Source organism: Aeromicrobium sp. YIM 150415, assembly GCF_016918125.1.
Taxonomy (GTDB): domain Bacteria; phylum Actinomycetota; class Actinomycetes; order Propionibacteriales; family Nocardioidaceae; genus Aeromicrobium; species Aeromicrobium piscarium.
The window spans coordinates 22,511-41,982 of record NZ_JAERWM010000001.1; the positions used below are offsets into that span (position 1 = coordinate 22,511).

Here is a 19,472-nt window from a genome sequence, read left to right on the forward strand (position 1 = left end):
CGGAGCCGGGATCACCCCAGCTCGCGCGTCACCGCCGATAGAGCGTCGTGCAGCAGGATCGCGGCATCCTCGTGAACCAAGAGGCCGTTCTCGCCGGTCTCTGCCGGCTCGATGGCGACCCAGGTGGATGGGGAGTCGAAGTGGCGGATCCGGCGCACGATCAGACCGTCGGCATCGGGCACCGGCGGTTGCTCCATATCGGCCTGCGTGCCGATGATCGCCGGGAAATCGGCGAGGATCTGCTCGTGGTACCGGGCTTCCGGCGGGTCATCGGGTGCGTGCGCCTTCTCGCACCAGAGCGGGAAATGCTGGGATGGGGGTAGGGACGACATGGCTGCTTCCTCCGTCTGCGGGCTGGGTGTGGTTGACCATAGGACGGTGGACAGACAGATCGCGTCATCATCGCGTGGTTGTCCACACCCGAGCAGGTACCTCTTAAACATTGTCTTCTATACAAGGTACAACCTCGCGATGACGCAGACGCAGGAGGGGCCGCCCAGCGCACTGCTGGACGGCCCCTCATCTGCGAAAACGCCTAGAGCGTCGCGGGTTTGAAGCTGAGCCGACGGCCCTCGTAGGTGACGATGTCGTCTTCATGGGACAACGTGATCGCGATATCGTCGAGGCCCTCGAGCAGACGCCACCGCGTGTAGTCGTCGATCGTGAAGGAGTCCTCGATCCGGTCCGGCCCCTCCCCCGCGCTCACCGTGCGCGCCTCGAGATCGACGCTCACCGAAGCGCCCGGGTTGGCCTCGAGGTAGTCCCACAGCGCCGCGACGACCTTGTCGTCGACCTGCGCGGCGAGCAGACCGGCCTTGCCGGAGTTGCCACGGAAGATGTCACCGAAGCGCGGACTGATGACCACCTTGAAGCCGTAGTTCTGCAGCGCCCAGACGGCGTGCTCCCGCGAGGAGCCCGTGCCGAAGTCGGGGCCGGCCACCAGCACCGTCGCGTCGCGGTAGACATCCTGGTTGAGCACGAACTCCGGGTCGCTGCGCCAGGCGGCGAAGAGCCCGTCCTCGAAGCCCGTGCGGGTGACGCGCTTGAGATAGACCGCGGGGATGATCTGGTCGGTGTCGACATTCGAGCGCCGCAGCGGGGCGCCGACACCGGTGTGCTGGGTGAACTTCTCCATGCTCAGGCTCCTGCCTTCTCCAGATCGGCGGGGCTGGCCAGGTGGCCGAGGACCCCGGTGGCGACGGCGACATCCGGCGAGACCAGGTGAGTACGCCCGCCCTTGCCCTGACGGCCCTCGAAGTTGCGGTTGGACGTCGATGCACTGCGCTCACCCGGTGTCAGCTGATCGGGATTCATGCCCAGGCACATCGAGCAGCCGGCACCACGCCATTCGGCTCCGGCATCCTTGAAGACGACGTCCAGGCCCTCCTCCTCGGCCTGCAGACGCACCCGCACCGAGCCGGGCACCACGAGCACGCGAGTGTCGTCGGCGACCTTATGGCCCTTGATGAGCTCGGCGGCGCGACGCAGATCCGAGATCCGGCCATTGGTGCACGAGCCGATGAAGACGGTGTCGACCTTGATGTCGCGCATCGGCGTTCCCGCCTCGAGCCCCATGTAGCGCAGCGCGCTCTCGGCAGCCTCGCGCTGGGTCGGATCGTCGAAGTCGGCCGGGCTGGGCACCGCATCCGACAGCGGCACGCCCTGGCCCGGATTGGTTCCCCATGTCACGAACGGGGTCACCTGCGCGGCGTCGAGCGTCACGACCTTGTCGAAGTGGGCATCGTCATCGGTGACGAGACTGCGCCAGTACTCGACCGCCGCGTCCCACTGCTCGCCCTCGGGAGCGTGCGGGCGGCCCTTGATGTACTCGAAGGTCGTCTCATCGGGGGCGATGAGACCGGCCTTGGCGCCCCACTCGATCGACATATTGCAGACCGTCATGCGCTCTTCCATCGTCAGCGCGCGGATGGCCTCTCCGCGGTACTCGACGATATAGCCCTGCCCGCCGCCGGTGGTCTCCTGCGCGATGAGCGCGAGGATCAGATCCTTGGCGGTGGATCCCTCGGGCAGCTGTCCGGTCACCTCGACGGCCATCATCTTCGGCTTGGCCTGCGGGAGGGTCTGCGTCGCCAGCACATGCTCGACTTCGCTCGTGCCGATGCCGAAGGCGATCGATCCGAAGGCACCGTGCGTGGAGGTGTGCGAGTCGCCGCAGACGATCGTCATGCCCGGCTGCGTCAACCCGAGCTGCGGGCCGACCACGTGGACGATGCCCTGCTCGATGTCGCCCATCGGGTGCAGCCGCACGCCGAACTCCGACGCGTTGCGCCGCAGGGTCTCGACCTGAGTCCGCGAGACCGGGTCCGCGATCGGCTTGTCGAGGTCGGTCGTGGGGATATTGTGGTCCTCGGTGGCGAGGGTGAGCTCGGGGTGACGAACCACGCGCCCGGAGAGGCGGAGCCCGTCGAACGCCTGAGGGCTGGTCACCTCGTGCAGGAGGTGGAGGTCGATGAAGAGCAGGTCGGGCTCTCCCGTCGCCTGGCGGACGACGTGGTCGTCCCAGATCTTCTCAGCGAGTGTCTTCGACATGTGGTGCCTTCCGGATTACTGACTTGCGTCTCAACATGCGATACGGCAGTATCAAGTCATGGACAACTCTAGCGGAGTCGGCGTTCTGGATAAAGCGGCACTCGTGCTGGCCGCCCTGGAACCCGGGCCCGCCACCCTCGCCGGCCTCGTCGCCGCCACGGGACTGGCTCGCCCGACCGCCCATCGCCTCGCGGTAGCGCTCGAGCACCATCGCCTCGTCGCCCGCGACATGCAGGGACGGTTCATCCTCGGACCCCGACTCGGCGAGCTGGCGGCGGCCGCCGGCGAGGATCGCCTGCTCGCCGCTGCCGGGCCCGTCCTCGCCCGTCTCCGTGACATCACCGGCGAGTCCGCCCAGCTGTTCCGCCGGCAGGGCGACTTCCGCGTCTGTGTCGCCGCTGCCGATCGCCCCACCGGCCTGCGCGACTCGATACCGGTGGGTGGGCAGCTGACGATGGCTGCCGGCTCGGCGGCGCAGATCCTCCTCGCCTGGGAGGATCCCGAGCGCATGAACAAGGGCCTCCTCAAGGCCACCTTCGCGGCCTCGGAGCTGTCAGCCGTCCGCCGGCGCGGCTGGGCCCAGAGCGTCGGTGAGCGCGAGCCGGGCGTCGGCTCGGTCTCTGCGCCGGTCCGCTCCCCCTCCGGCAAGGTCGTCGCGGCGGTGTCGGTCTCCGGCCCCCTCGAACGCCTGACCCGCCAACCCGGCCGCATGCACGCCCCGGCCGTGGTCGCCGCCGCCGAGCGACTGTCGCAGAACCTCCGGCGCTGAGCAGTGAGCCTCAGGCCGCGAGGTCGTCGGCCAGCACCACCCTGAGGTAGGCATCGTTCGCGTAGTGCGGGGGCCAGGCGGCGACGCCCCGCCGACGCAGCTCGTCGTCGAGGAGACGCAGCCATGCGCTCTCCTCGGGCCGCATCGGTCCTCGTCCCGGCCGGGTCCACAGCACCGCGATGCTGCCCCGCGGCACGAGCCGGTGGTTCACCGCGGCCAGCACGTCGACGATCTCATCGATGACGTGCTGCTGCGGCATCGGGGCTAGTCCGTCGATCGTGGTCAGCTGAGGCTGCGCCACTCCCCGCTCGTCGATCGCGAGGAAGCTCAGCTGGGCGGAGGGAACCTCGAGGGTCTTACGCACGGCGCGCCAGTAACGAGTGATATCGGCCTCGGTCTGCAACAGTCTCATGGCCACACCCTCGCCCGGAGGCGCGGATCCGTCGAGACCGCCGTCCACAGGCCCCGGTGGCCGAGGCGGCGGTGAGACAGCGGCCGTCTCACACGCACGAACGGACGCCATCCCACCGGAGAACGGCCGGGAATGGACGCTCACTCACCGCCCGGACACATCGCGTGGTCGGCGCCGACCGGTGTCACCGCTTCCCTGATCGATCAGGGCCTCAGAACAGCGCCGGACGCTCCAGCTCCAGCAGTGTCCGCTTACGCTCGATGCCACCCGCGTACCCGGTCAGCTTCCCGCTCGCGCCGATGACGCGATGGCACGGCACGACGATCGGGATCGGGTTCGAGCCGTTGGCAGCGCCGACGGCCCGCGACACCACCGGCAGATAGCCGAGACGGGCGGCGACCTCGCCGTAGCTCGCGGTCTCGCCATAAGGGATCTTGCGCAGCTCGTTCCAGACCTTCTGCTGGAACTCCGTGCCATCATTCGCGAGCGGCAGATCGAAGTCGCGTCGATCACCCGCGAAGTACTCGTTCAGCTGCTCCTCGGCGCGATCGAGGAGATCGTCGTCGATGCGCCGGCCGCGCGGGGTCGCGTCGAACTCGATGCGCGTCAACAACCCGGCCGATGTGTGCAACCGCAGCCCGCCGATCGGTGAGTCCATCCATCGGGTGCTCATGAGTCCATCCTCTCGTCGGTGATGCTCTGCCACAGGTGCAGGGCGGCATAGGAACGCCAGGGCCGCCAGTAGTCGGTTCTCTCCTCGGTCAGCCCGTGCGCCGCCAGGGCGCGGCGCAACACCAGGTCGGTGATGGGCAGGATGTCGGGATCGCTGAGGGCGCGCATGACGATGTAATCCGCGGTCCACGGGCCGACACCCGGCACCTCCAGCAGCCTGCGCCTCGCATCGGCACGATCGACGCCGGTGTCCAGCACGAGCTCGCCTGCCACGAAGGACCGCGCGACCGCCACCAGCGCACGGGCGCGCGACCGCGGCATCGAGAAGCCGGTCTCCGGCGCGTCCACGACACTCTGCGGCGACGGGAACGCGTGACTCAGGCCGAGCTCGGCCGCCATCGGCAGATCGACGGCGGATCCGTGTTTCCGGGCCATCTCGCCCAGCACCGTCCGCGCGCCCGCGACGGAGACCTGCTGGCCGACGATCGCCCGGACCGCGACCTCGAAACCGTCGACCTGGCCGGGCAGCCGCAGCCCGGGGTGGCGATCGACCAGCAGCGCCAGCACCGGGTCGGAGGTGAGCGCGTCGTCGATGGTCGTGGGATCGGCATCGAGGTCGAGCAGACGGCGGCAGCGGTGCACGGCCGTCTGGGTGTCGGCGAGGTCGGTCAGCTCCAACCGAGCCTGCACGGCATCGTCGTGGAGAGTCAGGTCGACGACAGCCGGCCCGTGCGGAAGACTCACGATCCGCGCATAGCGACGTTCCTCCACTCGCTCGACGCCGGCGATCGCCCGGGCGCCGAGGAAAGCGGTGAGAGCCCCGGCCGCGAAGGGCCGCCGCACCGCGAGCCGGATCTCGAGGCGTCCACCCCCGCGAGAAGCACCTCGCCTCAGATCCCGGGGAGCGAGCGCATACGCCGTTCGCATCGTGTCGTTGAACTGCCGAACCGACCCGAAACCGGCGGCGAACGCGATGTCGGCCAGGGGCAGGTCGGTGGACTCGATGAGGGTGCGAGCGAGATGAGCGCGGTTGCTACGAGCGACCGAGAGCGGTCCGACACCGAGCTCGTCGACGAGGGTGCGATGCACCTGCCGCTCGCTGTAGCCGAGTCGTCGCGCCAACCCCGTCACGCCCTCACGCTCGACGACTCCGTCGGCGATCAGGCGCATCGTCCTGGCAGCCAGATCGCCGCGCAGATTCCATTCCGGGGAACCGGGCGTCACATCCGGCCGGCACCTGCGGCACGCGCGATAGCCGGCGGCCTGAGCCGAGGCCGGATCGCGGTAGAAGGTGACATTCTCCCGCTTGGGAGTGACGGCGGGACATGAAGGACGACAGAAGATGCCCGTGGTGCGCACCGCGGTGAAGAAGACGCCGTCGAATCGCGCATCGCGGGCCTGCACGGCGCGGTAGCGGTCGTCATCGGTCATGATCCCATCATGCGCCCCCGCACAGAGGATTTCTGGCGGGAATCAGACATCACCGTCAGCGTGCTGCGGTCCACGAACGACTCGACCCCCGGCCGATGAGGACCGGGGGTCGATCGCTGGTAGCCCCGACGGGATTCGAACCCGCGCTACCGCCTTGAGAGGGCGGCGTGCTAGGCCGCTACACAACGGGGCCAGCAGGAGAAGACTCTACCAGCCCGCTGCCGCACCCTTGTCACCCACCCTCGAGCGACCTGCGCGGCGCCAGCACCGCTCCGATGACGGCGACCGCCGCCGCTACCCCGAATGCCGTCGGCAGGCCGGCGAGCTGGGCGACGAGACCGATCAGCGGCGCACCGAGGGCCTGCCCGAGAGCGAAAACGAGAAAGGACAGCCCGACCCCGGCGGCGGGCGTCCGCCCGTAGATCCGACTGCCCCAGATCAGCACGATCCCCGTGAGAGCGATGTAGGCCGCGCCGAACACCGCCAACATCGCCCACGCGCCAGCGATCTCGGGCCAGGCGGCGAGCAGACCGGTCGTCGCGGCCAGAAGCACGGCGACGAACTGCCACGCCCGGCGCAGACCCAGCCGTCCGATGGCATCGCCCGCTGCAGCTCCCGCAAGGCCACAGGCTCCGAGGAGAATCCACGCGACGAGCGAGAAACGTTCGCTCTGCCCGCCTTCGGTCACGAGCATCTCCCGCCCGAAGGTCCAGATCGCCGAGCTGGACAGCCCCATGGTCGCGGCCGCCACGAGCAGGTGCGCGCCACCAGACGGCAGCAGGGGCCGCGGAAGCATCTCCCGCGGCATCGGTTCGCGCGGGGCCGGAGTGCGGACGACGACGGCGGCCCAGATGGTGGCGACAGCGCACATCACCGCGAAGGCGAGCCATCCGATCCGCCATTGGTCCCGGACCAGCAAGGCGACGGGGCCCGCGACAGCGACTCCGGCTCCTGTGCCGGCGTTGACGACGGCTTGGATCCGGTCACGATCCTTCGCCGGCACGGCGTGGGCGACGGCATGCGCCAAAGGAGGTGAGGCGACGCCGGTGCTCGCCCCCGCAACGATCACGCCGACGGCGAGCATCACGCCATGAGGCGCCACCGCGACCAATGCGGTTCCCACCGTGGCCAGGCCGCCGGCGACCGCCACGAGCGGCCGCGACCCCCAGCGTGGGATCAGCACGGTGGTGACGGCGATCGCCACGCAGTAGGAGACATAGGAGCCCGCGGCGATCACGCCGATGACCGTGGCGGTGAGAGCGAATTCGTCCCGGAACGCGGGCACGAAGAGGCCGTAGGCGAAGCGCGCCAGTCCGTAGCAGACGGCGATCAGCGACACCCCCGCCCCGGCCAGGCGCAGGGTCTGGACCTTGGCGGAAGGCGCCCCTTCGTCGAGCGTCGTCACCTCGACGTGAACTTTACAGATCTGTGAACCATGGGTGTCACTGTAGGTACACTGATCGGTGAAGTCAACCGAGAGGGGCGATCATGTCCGCAACGCAGAGTGCACCCGATCCCCTACGCCCGCCTGCCCTGACGCCCGGCGCCACTCGCCTCCTCGATGTCGCCTCGGGCCTGTTCTACGAACGCGGCATCCACGCCATCGGCGTCGACACGATCGCCGAGGAGTCCGGCATCACCAAGCGCACTCTGTATGACCGGTTCGGCTCCAAGGACGGCCTGGTCGTCGCCTATCTGCAAGCCCGACACGCACGCTGGTGGGAACTGCTCGTGCAACGCGTTGACCACGCCGACCGCCCCCGGGCGCTCACCGTCTTCGATGCCTACGTAGCCGACGAGCTCTCCTCTCACCGCGGCTGCGCCTTCCTCAACGCCGCCGGCGAGCTGTCTGTCGACCACCCCGCTCATCGCGTCATCAGGGCCCACAAGCACGCCGTCCGTCATCTGCTGGCCGAGCTGCTGCGCGCCGAGGCATCGAGCGACGCCGATCGCGAGTCCGTCGACACCACGGCCGACCATCTCTTCCTCCTCCTCGAGGGCGCCATCGTCCAGCGTGGGCTCACCGGCGACACCTCCCCCGTCCTTCGAGCCCGTGCGATCGCCGCAGATCTCCTCACCTGACTCCGGGACGGAGCTGGAGCCCGAGGGCCAGCACCGCCACGAGCGCGACCGCCGAGATGGCGATCGGCAACGACGCGACCGTGGCAACGCCGCCGATGGCCGGGCTCAGAGCGATCGTCGCGGTCCGCATCGTCCAACCGATCCAGGTGACACCCGCGTGTGGCCGCAGACCCGGCAGAGCGTCGGCGCGAGCGAAGGCCAGAGGAACGGTGATCGCACACCCGAGGCCCGCTAGGGCCAGGCCGACCAGCGTCAACCAGGCTCCCGGTGACCATGCGGCCGACGTCAGCCCCCCGGCCACCGCGGCGAGGCTGGTGATCAGGGCGGCGCGGTGGCCGACGCGATCGATGAAACGATCACCCAGCAGCCGCCCGATGAACTGAGCGGTGAGCAGCACGCTCAGGCCGATGCCCGCGGACGATGCCGGCACATCGCGCTCGGTGGACAACAGAACCGCCGACCAGTTGTTGCCGACGTCCTCGACCGATATCCCTGCCAGCGCCACCAAGGCCAGCGGTGCCAGCAGCACCATGGCGTGCCGCCCCAGCGGACCGGGCTCCGCCTCCTCCGTGGACGTTCGGCGCGCCTCGGGAAGGAAGAGGCGTGCAGCCGCTGCCATCGCGATCACGCAAAGCGCACCCCACGCCGTGAGGTGGAGCGTCAACGGCACGCCGGCCGATGCCGCGGCGGTGCCCACGACTCCACCGATGGCCGCGCCGATGCTCCACCCTGCGTGCATGGACGTCAACACCGAACGTCCGTAGACCTCCTGCACGCGCAGGCCCTGTGCGTTCTGTGCGACATCGACCACGGCATCACCGAACCCGGCGAGGATCAGCCCGGCCACGAAGACCCCTGCGCTCCCGACCGCCACGCCGGAGCCGGCCACCACGAGCGCCAGCGCGATCCACGCGGTGCCGATCGCGGTCGTCCACCTCATCCCCAGGCGACGCAGCACCACGCCGGGGAGGTGAAATGCCCCTGCCGCACCGATCGTGAACCCCACGACCACGATCCCGAAGACCGCGGCGCTGAGTCCGAGGTCGTCCTTCACCTCGGCGTATCGCGCCAGCAGGGTCGCCGGGAGGGCTCCGTTCGTGGCGAAGGCGACCATCGCCGCGGCACGGGCACGACGAGGAGTGGCGGAATGTTGCACATCGAGCACTCTTGCCGTGGAATCGAACATGTGCAACGTGCGAATCGGCTCAAAACGATCGCCAACGCGGTCCGCGTCCCCGGCGGTGCCCGCGTCGGCGACCTGGCGCGGGCCACCGGCACGTCGCCGATGACCATCCGGCGCGACCTCGCCGAGCTGGAACGCCAGGGCGTGCTGCGCCGTACCCACGGCGGAGCGGTGAGCCTGCCCACGCGCGGCAGCCGCCTGCCGTTCGCGGTCCGCCTCGGCGGACATCTGGAGCAGAAGCAGTCGATCGCCACCGCCACCGTGGAGCTGATCCCCGATGGCTCCAGCGTGATCGTCGACGCCGGCACCACCTGCTCCGCCGTGGCCCACGCGCTGGCCGGACGCGACATCACCGCCCTGGCGCTGTCGGTACCCGTCGCCGCCGCCCTGGGCGAACGGCCAGGCGCTCGCATCGTCACGCCCGGTGGCCAGCTCGACAGCGATGAGCTGGCGTGGTCGGGGCACCGCGCTGTTCGCGAGGTGATCGACTTCCGCGCCGATGTCGCCGTACTCGGGGTCTGCGCATGGGACGAGGCCGGCGGTCTGACCGCATCGTCCCTGCACGATGCCGAGGTGAAGAAGGCACTCCTAGGGTCGGCTCGCCGGACGATCGCGGTGACCACGCCAGAGGCGATCGGCACCTCGGCGACCTTCACCGTGTGCCCGACCGGCCAGGTCGACACCCCCGTGACCACCCCGCTCCCCCAGGAGATGCGCGCCTGGATCACCGTGGCCGGCGTGGAGATCCTGGAGGTCGAGTCACCGGCTCCGTCACGACCCGGTGAGGAATGAGCCCGGTATCGAGCACATCCGTTCGCTCGCGTTGAGGTGCGGGGGCGACGAGGGATGTGACTCGGCGGTTGCCACGACAACCGCGGAAGCACATCTTTCGTCGGAGCCCAGACGGACGATGTGCTTTCAGGGCGGCTATGGCAACCACCGAAGCACATCGTCCGTCCTGGACCGGGTCGGTCGGACGCTGGTCATCGCCGAGAGACCGGGCGGATCGTGGTCAGGAAGACCGCGGTGAGGATGGCGAGAGCGGCGCCGGAGAGGAACATCCAGGACGCACCGCCTCCGAGGCCGCCGATGAGAGTGCCGAGGCCGATACCGACATAGATCCCCGAGGAGTTCAAGGCGACCACCAACGAGGCGTCCTCGGGTGCCGCGGCCATCAGGCGGTGCTGCTGTGGCGGGGTCTGGCACCAGGTACTCGCACCCCACACCCAGGTCAGCAGGGCGACGAGGATCACCGGGCTCGCCCCGGTCAGCACCAGCGCACCGAGCGCGAGCAAGGTGCCGGCCATCGCTGTGTATCCCGTCAGCAGCACGGCGGTGCCGCCGAAGCGATCGGTGAGCCGCCCCGAGGACTGCGCGCCGACGATCGCGCCCACGCCGTAGAGGAAGAGCATCTGCTGGACCGCCCCGCCCGTGACGTCCAGCGCCGCGAAGACCGGCACCGCATAGGCGTAGGCCGTGTACGCCGCGGCCATGCCCAGGACGGTGACCGGCAGGATCAGGCGCACCGATGGGACGCGCAGCACCGCCAGCCGCGTGCCGAGCGGCACGCGCGGACCACCGGGCAACCGCGGCAGGAGCACCATCAGTCCGGCCGCGACCAGCAGACACAGACCGGCGACCAGGCCGAGGGCCGGACGCCAGCCCATGACCCGCGAGGCGAGACCACCCAACGGCACGCCGACGGCGGTCGCGACCGTCAGCCCGCTGACGACGAGGGCGAGTGCCCGCCCGCGCCGCTCCGCCGGCACGAGGGACGACGCGGCCACTCCCGCGTTCGGGGTGTAGGCCGCCGCTCCCGCAGCGGCGAGCACCCGCGATGCCAACAACGCCACGAAGCCCGGCGCGAGCGCGGAACCGAGATTGGCGATCCCGAGCACGAGAAGCGCGGTCACCAGCAGCCGGCGCCGGGGAACCGTGGCCGTGACGGCGGCGAGCACCGGCGAGAGCAGTGCGTAGCCGATCGCGAACACCGTGACCGACAAGCCGGCCGTCGACGTGGAGACATCGAGGTCGTCTGCCAGCTCCGGCAGGAAGCCCGCGACGACGAACGCATCGGTGCCGACCGCGAAGGTGCCGAGCGCCAACAGCGGCACCGGTCCGCCACTCGACGCGGAGGAGCCACGGCCGAGCTTTAATGGGATGTTCAATATCCCGATTCTCCCTTCGCGGAGCCCACCGGGGATGTGGGTATCAGGTGTTCAGAGGCTCACGCGACGCGCTGGACGAATCGCCGGGCCCGCTGCGCCGCGGCCGGTGGAGCAGCGGCCAGCAGATCGGCCACGGTCTGACCGGCGAGCTCGCGCCGCCAGGCCAGCTCCGCCTTGCGCATCGCGACGGAGATGCCGCAAGGATGAGCGAACTCGCCGGCCTCGGCGAGCGTCCCGGCCCCGCGACGACGCACCTCGGTGCAGCGGAACGGGTCGACCCCGCCCTCGATCGCCGCGACGACGTCCATCAGCGTGATCGCCTCGGGCTCGCGGGCGAGGCGATAGCCGCCCCGCGCGCCCGGCTCCGAGGCGAGGATGCCCGCCTTGGCGAGCGGCTGGAGCTGCTTCTTCAGATACTGCGGCGGCAGCTCGAAGACCTCGGCGAGCCGGCCCACCGGCAGCGGCGCGAGGTCATCGAGCCAGGACAGGACCAGACAGCAGTGCAGTCCCCACTCGACCCCCTCGCTCATCCGCATGATCGGGATATTACACCTCCCGATTAAAGTGGCGAGCCCGAGGTGGCTACGAAGGATGTGCTTCTGCGGTTGCTATGGCAACCACCGAGGCACATCCTTCGTAGCCCGTCCCCGAGGCGGTGAGACAGCGTCCACCCGCACCGGCAGACGGACGCACACCCACCGCTCCACGGGAGTCGAGCGGAGCACCGTTATCGCAACTGGTGCAGCACGAGGGTCGCGAGGCCGAGGCACAGGAACACCATGAGCACACCGAGGATGAACACATAGGCCACACGCGCTCGGCCGGGACGGTAGTCGCGCACCAGGGCGGCCAGTCCGGCGGCGCTGTGCGCCAGCGCAGCGAAGAGGAGCGCCCCGTCCCAGACGACCCAGCCGATATCGGCCCAGCGGCGCGCGATGAAGTCCGAACCGGTGTCCGCGACGTCCGTGATGATGTGCGTCAGCGCGAAATGCCCCAGGGCCAAGAACACCAGCAGAATCCCGGTGCCGCGGATCAGCACGTAGTTGGCCCTCGCCGGGCGAAGGATGCCGCCGCTGCGCCGAGTCTCTCGGGTCACAGGACTGGCCATAAGATCACCACACTTCCTGCGATGGTCAGCGCGATGCTGACTGCCATCGTGAGCCAGAGGAGCCGAAGCGCTCCGGTCATGCCGATATCCCAGACGTCGATCGCGATCAGTCTCAAGCCGTTGAAGGCGTGAAAGCACAGCGCGAAGAGCAACCCGCATTCGAAGACCCGCATGAAGGCCGTGCCGTACAGCTCGTGCACGGAGTCATAGACCGGAACGGACCAGACGTATAGGGACACGTCGATCAGGTGGAGCAACAGGAACAACAAGATCGCCACGCCGGTGATGCGGTGCAGGTACGTGGCCCATCGGTTGGCCTCCGTGAGAGAAGGAGGCGTGCGCCCGAGACCGGAGACCGTCGCCAGTGTGGGACTGCCGCCACCGTCGAGTACGCGAGCGCGGCGATACATCACCAGCGTGACGGTGACGATCGCTACCGCGACCAGCATGAAACCGGCCATAAACATGGTCTGAGAGAAGGTCACGACTCAACCGCCTCGCCCGCCGGGGCGCTGTGGCTGAACTCGACGGGCGCCTCCGCGATATCGAAGCCCTCGCCGTCGAGCCGCAGCACCAGATACTTGAGCCACTCGTCGTCGCGCGACTCCGGGTAGTCCGAGCGCGCGTGCGCTCCGCGGGTCTCGGTCCGAAGCATGGCGCCGGTGGCGACGGCCCGGGCGACCAGCAATTGGTTACGCAGATCGAGCGCCTCCTGCCAGGCAGGATTGAAGGCGCGGACGTCCGGCACGCTCACCTGCTCCAGCTCGGCCTCCAGTTCGTCGAGCACCCCGGTGGTGTCGGCCAGACCGTCGGGGCTGCGGACCACGCCGCAACCCACCCACATGGTGTCCTTGAGTCGCCGCGTGATGCCGAAGGGATCGGGACCGTCCGCTCGAGCGGTCGGTGCCAGCGCGGTCTCGACCGCTCGCCGGACCAGCTCCCGATCGGGCTCTGGGGGTGTGCCGCGTTCCGCCGCCAGCCGGGCCGCGGTATCACCGGCGCGAGCACCGTAGACCGTCGACTCGGCGACGCCGTTGCCGCCGAGACGATTGGCCCCGTGCACTCCCCCGGCGTCCTCGCCGGCGACCAGGAGGCCCTCGATCTCGGTGAAGCAGTCCCGATCGATGATCGCGCCGCCCATGTGGAAGTGGGCCGTCGGCGAGACGTTGACCGGCCCGGTGGCGAGGTCGGAGCCGATCAGCCGGGTCCGCTCGACCATGCCGGGGAAACGACGCTCCACCTCATCCTTACCCAGATGGGAGATGTCGATGAGCACGCCGCCCTCGGGAGTCCCGCGACCGGCCATGATCTCCAGGTAGCTGGACCTGGACACGACATCGCGGGTGGAGCGCTCCAGCCGCTCGGGATCGTAGTCGCCCATGTACCGCTCGCCATCGGCGTTGTACAGGTGAGCACCCGCCCCGCGTAGTCCTTCCTCCAGGACGGCCCCGGTCATCCGGGACTCGCCGGCCAGCAGGCCGGTCGGATGGAACTGCATCATCTCCATGTCACGCACGGGCAGTCCCGCGCGCATCAGCATCGCGACGCCATCGCCGGTCTTCTCTCGGGCGGGCGCGGCGATCTTGAACATGGTCGCCGCGCCTCCCGTCGCCACCACGACCACCGAGGCCCGCACGATCAGGAACTCTCCGGTCTGGATGTCCAGACAGCTCAGACCCGCGCAGCTGCCGTCCCGGCCACGGAGGATCTCCAGGGCGCGGGTGTCCTCGAGTTCGCGGACGCCGATCCGGAACATCTGATCGCGCAGTCGCGACATGATCTCGATTCCGGTGAGATCGCCTCGGTGCACCGTGCGGTCGAAGGTCTGCCCGGCGAAGGCCTTCTGCTTGATGGTGCCGTCGGGGTTGCGGTCGAAGAAGCAGCCGACCCGGGTCTCCAGCTCGTGGATGACCCGCGGAGCATCGTTGACCAGGGTCCAGGCCAGCTCCTGGTCGTTGAGGTATTTGCCGCCGGCGAGGGTGTCGCTGAAGTGGGCGTCCAACGAGTCGGCGTCGTTGAGCACCGCGTTGTATCCGCCCTGGACCATCCGGGTGCAGCCCGACCGACCGACGGCACCCTTGCTGACGACGGCGATGGACAGGTCTGGGTTCGCCGTGTGGGCGTGCAGGGCGCACATCAGCCCGGCGCCCCCGCTGCCGACGATGGCGATATCGGTCTCGATCTGCGCCAGAGTGGTGTCATTCATCGGTCCTTCATCCTCCCGGTCCGGGCGGCGCGGATGGCCCGCGCCGGATCGAGGCCCTTCGGGCAGACGCCCGTGCAGCCGTACATGAAGTGACAGCGCCCGACGCCGTCGTGACCCTCGATGATGTCGAGCCGCTCCTGTCCGGCGGTGTCACGGGAGTCGCTGATGAGCACGAAGGCCCGATTGAGCGCGGCGGGCCCGATGAACTGTCCATCGTCGCCCGCGAACCCGCAGCTGGAATAGCAGGCCCCGCACTGGATGCAGTCGAGGGCGGGATCGATGGCCTGGCGCTCTGCCGAGTCCGGTGCCACGACGGCCGGCTCCGGCAGCCGCCCGTCTTCGGGGCTGACATAGGGGACGACCCGCTGCCACTGCTCCCAGAACGGGGAGGTGTCGACGATCAGATCCCGGATGACCGGCATACCGGCCGCTGGCGCGATGTCGATCCGCTGCTCCCCCCGCTCGACGATGCGCTGACAAGCCAGGACCGACCGTCCGTTGACGCGCACCGTGCACGTGCCGCACATCGCGACGCGACAGGAGAACCGGAACCCGAGGGAGTCGTCGTGCTCGCGCTGGATCGCCAGAAGCACGTCCAGCACCGTCATCGGCGTGATCCGGTCGACCGTGAAGCTGCTCGCGGAGTCCTCGGACGATCGGTGGACTCTGACCTCCACCCGTTCTGCTCGGCCTTCGGCCTTCGCAGCGCTCATGACCCTCCTTCTCTCGGGCCGGCTCATTCGGCCAGCTGCCGTATCGCCTCTCGGCGTTCCTCGTCGCTCTTGCGCACCTGCGCGCGAGCCGCGTCGAGCCAGGCGCGTACCGCCGTCGCCCGTTCGCGCGCGTGCGACACATTGGCCGAGACCATGTCGGGTGCGGCGCCACCGTCGCTTCGGTGCGCGGCGACGAAGGACCGGGCGTCGAGGCTGCGGTGGACGTTCTCATCGCTCATCCCCAACCGGTGCCCCAGCGCGAGCTCGGCGGCCTCGTCCACCAGCGCCGCATCGACCTGCTCCGGACCGATGTCGCGCTCGACGGCGAGCCTCACCAGCGTTCCCACCACCTGGTGCGCCGAGCGGAAGTCCAGGTCCGTCGTGCGGTGGATGACCGCTGCCAGCTCCGTGGCCGTCGAGAATCCCGCGGCGGCCGCCTCCGCCATCCGCTCGCGATGGAAACGCATCGAGTCGATGCTGCCGGCGAGCAGCTCCAGCGAGACCGCGGTCTCGTCCAGCAGCCGCAGCACCGGCGGCACCATCTCCTCCTCGACGTCCTTGGTGTCGCCGAAGGTGGTGTTGTGCAGCACCATGAAGACGCCCGACATGTCGCTGACCGCGCGGGCAGCACGCGCCCGGACGTACTCGAAGGGGTAGGCGTTCTTCTTCTGCGGCATCATCGAGCTCGAGCCCGCATAGGAGTCGCCGATCTCCGCGAAGCCGAACTCGACCGTGCACCACAGATAGAGGTCCATGCTCAGCCGGCTGAGGTCGATGCCCACGCCGCTCAGCGCCGCCGCGGTCTCCGTCGCGTAGTCACCCGATCCGACCGCGTCGATGGAGTTCTCGCGGACTCCGTCGAAGCCGAGCAGCCCGGCAACGCGGGCCCGGTCGATCGGATAGGAGGTCCCGGCCAGCGCACCGCAGCCGAGGGTCGAGTGATTCGTCGTCCCATAGGCCGCCTGCAGCCGGCCGGCGTCACGCAGCAGTGCATCGACCATGCCCACGAGGTAGTGGCCGACGGTGCTGGGCTGAGCCGGCTGGAGGTGGGTCCACTGCGGCATCACGGTCTCCCTCTCGGACTCCGCGATGCGTAAGAGCGTGTCGACCAGATCCAGCAGCCGCTCGGCGACGACCGCCGTCCGTGCGCGGATGGCGAGCCGGGTGAGCGGCTCCGGACGGGTCCGGGCGATGTTGATGTCTCCGGCGATCTCCGCTCCGACCAGCTCGGTCAACCGATGTTCCAGATGTGAGTAGAAGTACTCATAGCGCGGATCGAAGGCGGCGAACCGCTCGTCGCCCTCCCGCCGCATGACGGCCAGGCCCTCCGCGACCTGCGCGGCTGCCGCGCGGTCGACGATCCCGCATTCGGCGAGCATGACGATCCACGCCTCGTTGGCATCGAGCAGTCCTTCGAAATAGTGCTCGCGCATGAACTGGTAGCTCGGCTCCAGGATGGTCCGGGTGTAGGTCTCCCCCGGCGCCTCGGACAGGCGATGGCGACTGATCGATCCGGTGTCGTGCTCTGGCATCAGCTTCCTCCTTCTGTTGCGTCGTTCTCGAAGAACAGGTCGCGGGTGGTCAGCTCCTCGCGGATCAGGCCGGTCTCCTCCATGAACGAGGCGAAGAGCCCCAGGCTGACCGGCGTGGTCGTGAACTCGGTGCCCTCGGCCGTCAGCTCTTCAGAGATCTCGGCCGCGTCCATTCCTCCGATGACATCGGTGAGCCGGTCGGCCACCGCGTCGGGGTCGTCGGCGATCTCCTCGTTGGCCGCTTCGAGGGCATCGACCATCGCCGACGCCACATCGGGATTGCACGCGACGAAGTCCTCCATCGCGTAGATCCCGTTGAAGGTGTGCGGTCCGTCGAAGACCTCGTAGCTGTCGAGGAGCACATGGGCCCCTTGGTCAGCCTCCTGTTGTTGGAACGGCGGGGCCGTCAGGTGTGCTTGGAGCTGTCCAGCGACCAACGCCTGCATGCCATCGGGGTGCCCCATCGCGATGATCTGGCTGTCCAGCGCCCGCGGATCGCCCAGCTCTTCCTGTGCGCCCTTGCGCAGCACGATGGATTGGATCGAGTCCGGCCCCGGCATCGCGATGCTGCCGTCTCCCTCGAGCTGTTCGAGGGAACGGACATCTCGATCCATCGTCATCAGCTGCAGGTTCATGGAGTTCAGCGAGGAGATCATCTTCCACTTCATGCCCGCGCCGCGGCCGATGATGAACGGGCCCACACCGCCGGCGGCCATCTGGATCTCCCCGGCGAGCGTGCCGTCGCGGATCGCGGCGCCGGAGTTGAGTTCGCGCCAGGTGATATCGACACCCGGGAGCTCCTCCTCCAGGGTGCCGTCGACCTGCACCAGCAGGAGATTGGCGTAGCCCAGACCGGGCTGATAGGCGATGGTGATCGACGTCTCCTCCTCACAGCTCCCGGTATCGCCCGAGGACGGCGCCAGAGCACAGGAGGCCAGCGAGGCTGTGAGTGCCGCGGCGGTGAGTGCGGACAGGACCCGGCGAGAGGGCCGGGGCCGAAAGGTTCTAGTCATGAGAGCTCCCAGTGATCCGGCGGTCAGGTCGCGTTCTTCATTCCCCAGCGAACGACGGTCCGCCGCTCGACCCAGGTGAAGAAGGACTCCAGCAAGATGCCGATGATCGCGATGGTGATCAGGCCGGCGAAGATCTCCGGAGTCCGCAGGAAGTACCGTGCGTCGTTGATGTAGAACCCGAGACCGCCACCGCCGCCGGCGACGCCGAAGACGAGCTCGGCGGCGATGATCGTCCTCCAGCCGAAGGCCCAACCGGTCTTCAGACCGGTGAGTGCGTAGGGCAGCGCCGCCGGGATGAGCACATTGCGCACCATCCGCCACCCGCGCATCCCCATGTTGCGCCCGACCGATATCAGTGTGGGGTTGACGGTCTTGAAGCCCATGCTCACGTTCATCGCGATCGGCCAGATCACCGAGTTGGCGATCACGATGATCAACGATGTCGTGTTGAGCCCGAACCACAGGATCGCCAGCGGCAGCAGTGCGATGGCCGGCAGCGGGTTGAGCATCGAGGTCAGCAGGACGAGCAGGTCGTCGCCGATCCGAGTCCAGGTCGCCAGGGTGGTCAACACCGCGGCGACCACCATGCCGATCAGCATCGCCGTCAACAGGATGCGCAAGGTGGTGAAGGTCGCGCTGAGCAATGTCCCATCACCGAATCCCGTGACCATGGTCCGTAGCACCTCGAAGGGGCTGGAGACGAGCAGGGAATCGGGAGTGAATGCGGTGATGTAGAGCTGCCAGATCACGACGAAGATCACCAGCAGGGCGATCCGCCGGGGAACCACGGGCAGCCGGCCCCAGACTCCCTTGCCCCCGCGCATGTGCTTCGGGATCTCGATGGTCACGGCCTGGGTCATGGTCTCTTGTGACATCGTTACCTCACTCGAATGCGATCTTCGTGTCGTCATGGCCGAGCAGTGAGCGCAGATGATGCAGCGCCTCGTTGAACGCTGGCTCGTCCGGATCCTCGAGCCCCCTTACGTCGACGACCTCGACGACCTGCGAGGGCGGCTGGCCGAGGACGACCACCCGGTCGCCGAGATAGACGGCCTCCTGGATGCTGTGGGTCACGAAGAGGACCGTCACTCCGGTCCGCCTGGTGACGGTGTGCATCTCCGCCTGCAGGCGTGCGCGAGTCTGGGCATCCAGTGCGCCGAAGGGCTCGTCCATGAGCAGGATCGCCGGGTCCAGGGCCAGAGCGCGGGCGATCGCGACTCGCTGCTTCATGCCGCCGGACAGCTGATAGGGATAACGGTCGGCGGCGTGCCCGAGGTTCATCAGCTCCAGGTACTCGTCGGTTCGACGAGCGGCTTCCTTCTTGTCGCGTCCGTTCTCGATCTGCGGATGACTGATATTGGCGCGGACGGTGAACCAGGGAAAGAGCTGATCGAACTCCTGGAAGACCACCGCACGATCCGGCCCCGGCTCCATCCGGTTCCGTCCCTGCATCGCGATCTCGCCTTTCACGGGGCTCAGAAATCCCGCGATGCACTTGAGCAGGGTGGACTTACCGCAGCCCGAAGGACCGAGCAGCATGATCTTCTCCCCCGACCAGACGTCGAAACTGACGTCGTCGACGGCGATGGTGAGCTTGCCGTCCATGGGGTAGCCCAGTTGGACTTTTGCCACA

The 19,472-nt window shown here is 68.7% G+C and carries 21 protein-coding genes and 1 tRNA gene; 3 read left to right on the forward strand and 19 right to left on the reverse strand.

The window, feature by feature from the left end:
- Positions 1-11: 11 nt before the first annotated feature.
- The 3 genes from JL108_RS00135 to leuC all read right to left on the reverse strand — a co-directional run bounded on the left by JL108_RS00135 (position 12) and on the right by leuC (position 2,550).
- Positions 12-332 (reverse strand): hypothetical protein, encoded by a 321-nt coding sequence (locus tag JL108_RS00135; protein WP_143914342.1) that lies wholly within the window; start codon positions 330-332, stop codon positions 12-14.
- Between the two features lie 203 nt (positions 333-535).
- Complete coding sequence (leuD, locus tag JL108_RS00140; protein ID WP_205196367.1) at positions 536-1,135, reverse strand: 3-isopropylmalate dehydratase small subunit; 600 nt, start codon at positions 1,133-1,135, stop codon at positions 536-538.
- Positions 1,136-1,137: 2 nt separating this feature from the next.
- Positions 1,138-2,550 carry a 3-isopropylmalate dehydratase large subunit gene (gene leuC / locus JL108_RS00145; RefSeq protein WP_143914340.1) on the reverse strand — a complete coding sequence of 471 codons (1,413 nt, stop codon included), beginning with the start codon at positions 2,548-2,550 and terminating at the stop codon, positions 1,138-1,140.
- Between the two features lie 58 nt (positions 2,551-2,608).
- On the opposite strand from leuC, the gene JL108_RS00150 reads away from it, so the two are divergent.
- Positions 2,609-3,319 carry an IclR family transcriptional regulator gene (locus JL108_RS00150; protein WP_087624348.1) on the forward strand — a complete coding sequence of 237 codons (711 nt, stop codon included), beginning with the start codon at positions 2,609-2,611 and terminating at the stop codon, positions 3,317-3,319.
- A 10-nt stretch (positions 3,320-3,329) separates the two neighbouring features.
- Here the strand turns inward: JL108_RS00150 and JL108_RS00155 are convergent, their stop codons facing one another.
- The 5 genes from JL108_RS00155 to JL108_RS00175 all read right to left on the reverse strand — a co-directional run bounded on the left by JL108_RS00155 (position 3,330) and on the right by JL108_RS00175 (position 7,239).
- Positions 3,330-3,731, reverse strand: a complete 402-nt coding sequence (locus tag JL108_RS00155; protein ID WP_143914339.1) for a hypothetical protein — start codon at positions 3,729-3,731, stop codon at positions 3,330-3,332.
- Positions 3,732-3,942: 211 nt separating this feature from the next.
- On the reverse strand, positions 3,943-4,404 hold the full coding sequence (locus tag JL108_RS00160; protein WP_143914338.1) for a methylated-DNA--[protein]-cysteine S-methyltransferase: 462 nt from the start codon (positions 4,402-4,404) through the stop codon (positions 3,943-3,945).
- Complete coding sequence (locus tag JL108_RS00165) at positions 4,401-5,834, reverse strand: DNA-3-methyladenine glycosylase 2 family protein (RefSeq protein WP_205196368.1); 1,434 nt, start codon at positions 5,832-5,834, stop codon at positions 4,401-4,403. The genes JL108_RS00160 and JL108_RS00165 overlap by 4 nt, the downstream gene beginning before the upstream one ends.
- 117 nt (positions 5,835-5,951) lie before the next feature.
- A tRNA-Glu gene (locus JL108_RS00170) sits at positions 5,952-6,027 on the reverse strand.
- Positions 6,028-6,066: 39 nt separating this feature from the next.
- Positions 6,067-7,239: an MFS transporter gene (locus JL108_RS00175; protein ID WP_205196369.1), complete on the reverse strand. Its 1,173-nt coding sequence runs from the start codon at positions 7,237-7,239 to the stop codon at positions 6,067-6,069.
- Between the two features lie 83 nt (positions 7,240-7,322).
- On the opposite strand from JL108_RS00175, the gene JL108_RS00180 reads away from it, so the two are divergent.
- A complete protein-coding gene (locus JL108_RS00180; RefSeq protein WP_205196370.1) occupies positions 7,323-7,916 on the forward strand; it encodes a TetR/AcrR family transcriptional regulator in 594 nt (197 codons plus the stop codon).
- On the opposite strand, the gene JL108_RS00185 is transcribed toward JL108_RS00180, so the two are convergent.
- Positions 7,909-9,072: an MFS transporter gene (locus JL108_RS00185; protein WP_205196371.1), complete on the reverse strand. Its 1,164-nt coding sequence runs from the start codon at positions 9,070-9,072 to the stop codon at positions 7,909-7,911. The genes JL108_RS00180 and JL108_RS00185 overlap by 8 nt on opposite strands.
- A 30-nt stretch (positions 9,073-9,102) precedes the next feature.
- On the opposite strand from JL108_RS00185, the gene JL108_RS00190 reads away from it, so the two are divergent.
- The gene (locus tag JL108_RS00190; RefSeq protein WP_205196372.1) at positions 9,103-9,891 is read left to right on the forward strand and encodes a DeoR/GlpR family DNA-binding transcription regulator; all 789 of its coding nucleotides are present in this window, start codon (positions 9,103-9,105) and stop codon (positions 9,889-9,891) included.
- Between the two features lie 191 nt (positions 9,892-10,082).
- On the opposite strand, the gene JL108_RS00195 is transcribed toward JL108_RS00190, so the two are convergent.
- The 10 genes from JL108_RS00195 to JL108_RS00240 form a co-directional block, all read right to left on the reverse strand.
- Positions 10,083-11,267 carry an MFS transporter gene (locus JL108_RS00195; RefSeq protein WP_205196373.1) on the reverse strand — a complete coding sequence of 395 codons (1,185 nt, stop codon included), beginning with the start codon at positions 11,265-11,267 and terminating at the stop codon, positions 10,083-10,085.
- 59 nt (positions 11,268-11,326) lie between these two features.
- A complete protein-coding gene (locus JL108_RS00200) occupies positions 11,327-11,803 on the reverse strand; it encodes an Rrf2 family transcriptional regulator (RefSeq protein ID WP_205196374.1) in 477 nt (158 codons plus the stop codon).
- A gap of 191 nt (positions 11,804-11,994) precedes the next feature.
- Positions 11,995-12,363 carry a hypothetical protein gene (locus tag JL108_RS00205; RefSeq protein WP_205196375.1) on the reverse strand — a complete coding sequence of 123 codons (369 nt, stop codon included), beginning with the start codon at positions 12,361-12,363 and terminating at the stop codon, positions 11,995-11,997.
- On the reverse strand, positions 12,360-12,860 hold the full coding sequence (gene sdhC / locus JL108_RS00210) for a succinate dehydrogenase, cytochrome b556 subunit (RefSeq protein WP_205196376.1): 501 nt from the start codon (positions 12,858-12,860) through the stop codon (positions 12,360-12,362). Before sdhC ends, JL108_RS00205 begins: the two co-directional genes overlap by 4 nt.
- The gene (locus tag JL108_RS00215; protein WP_205196377.1) at positions 12,857-14,581 is read right to left on the reverse strand and encodes an FAD-binding protein; all 1,725 of its coding nucleotides are present in this window, start codon (positions 14,579-14,581) and stop codon (positions 12,857-12,859) included. Before JL108_RS00215 ends, sdhC begins: the two co-directional genes overlap by 4 nt.
- Positions 14,578-15,294, reverse strand: coding sequence for a succinate dehydrogenase/fumarate reductase iron-sulfur subunit (locus tag JL108_RS00220; protein WP_205196378.1), 717 nt, complete (start codon positions 15,292-15,294; stop codon positions 14,578-14,580). Before JL108_RS00220 ends, JL108_RS00215 begins: the two co-directional genes overlap by 4 nt.
- 23 nt (positions 15,295-15,317) lie before the next feature.
- Positions 15,318-16,826: an argininosuccinate lyase gene (gene argH, locus JL108_RS00225; protein WP_205196379.1), complete on the reverse strand. Its 1,509-nt coding sequence runs from the start codon at positions 16,824-16,826 to the stop codon at positions 15,318-15,320.
- Positions 16,826-17,839, reverse strand: coding sequence for an ABC transporter substrate-binding protein (locus tag JL108_RS00230; RefSeq protein ID WP_205196380.1), 1,014 nt, complete (start codon positions 17,837-17,839; stop codon positions 16,826-16,828). The genes argH and JL108_RS00230 overlap by 1 nt, the downstream gene beginning before the upstream one ends.
- 23 nt (positions 17,840-17,862) lie before the next feature.
- Positions 17,863-18,714 (reverse strand): ABC transporter permease, encoded by an 852-nt coding sequence (locus tag JL108_RS00235; protein ID WP_205196381.1) that lies wholly within the window; start codon positions 18,712-18,714, stop codon positions 17,863-17,865.
- Positions 18,715-18,721: 7 nt separating this feature from the next.
- Positions 18,722-19,471, reverse strand: a complete 750-nt coding sequence (locus JL108_RS00240) for an ABC transporter ATP-binding protein (protein ID WP_205196382.1) — start codon at positions 19,469-19,471, stop codon at positions 18,722-18,724.
- Between the last annotated feature and the right edge of the window lies 1 nt (position 19,472).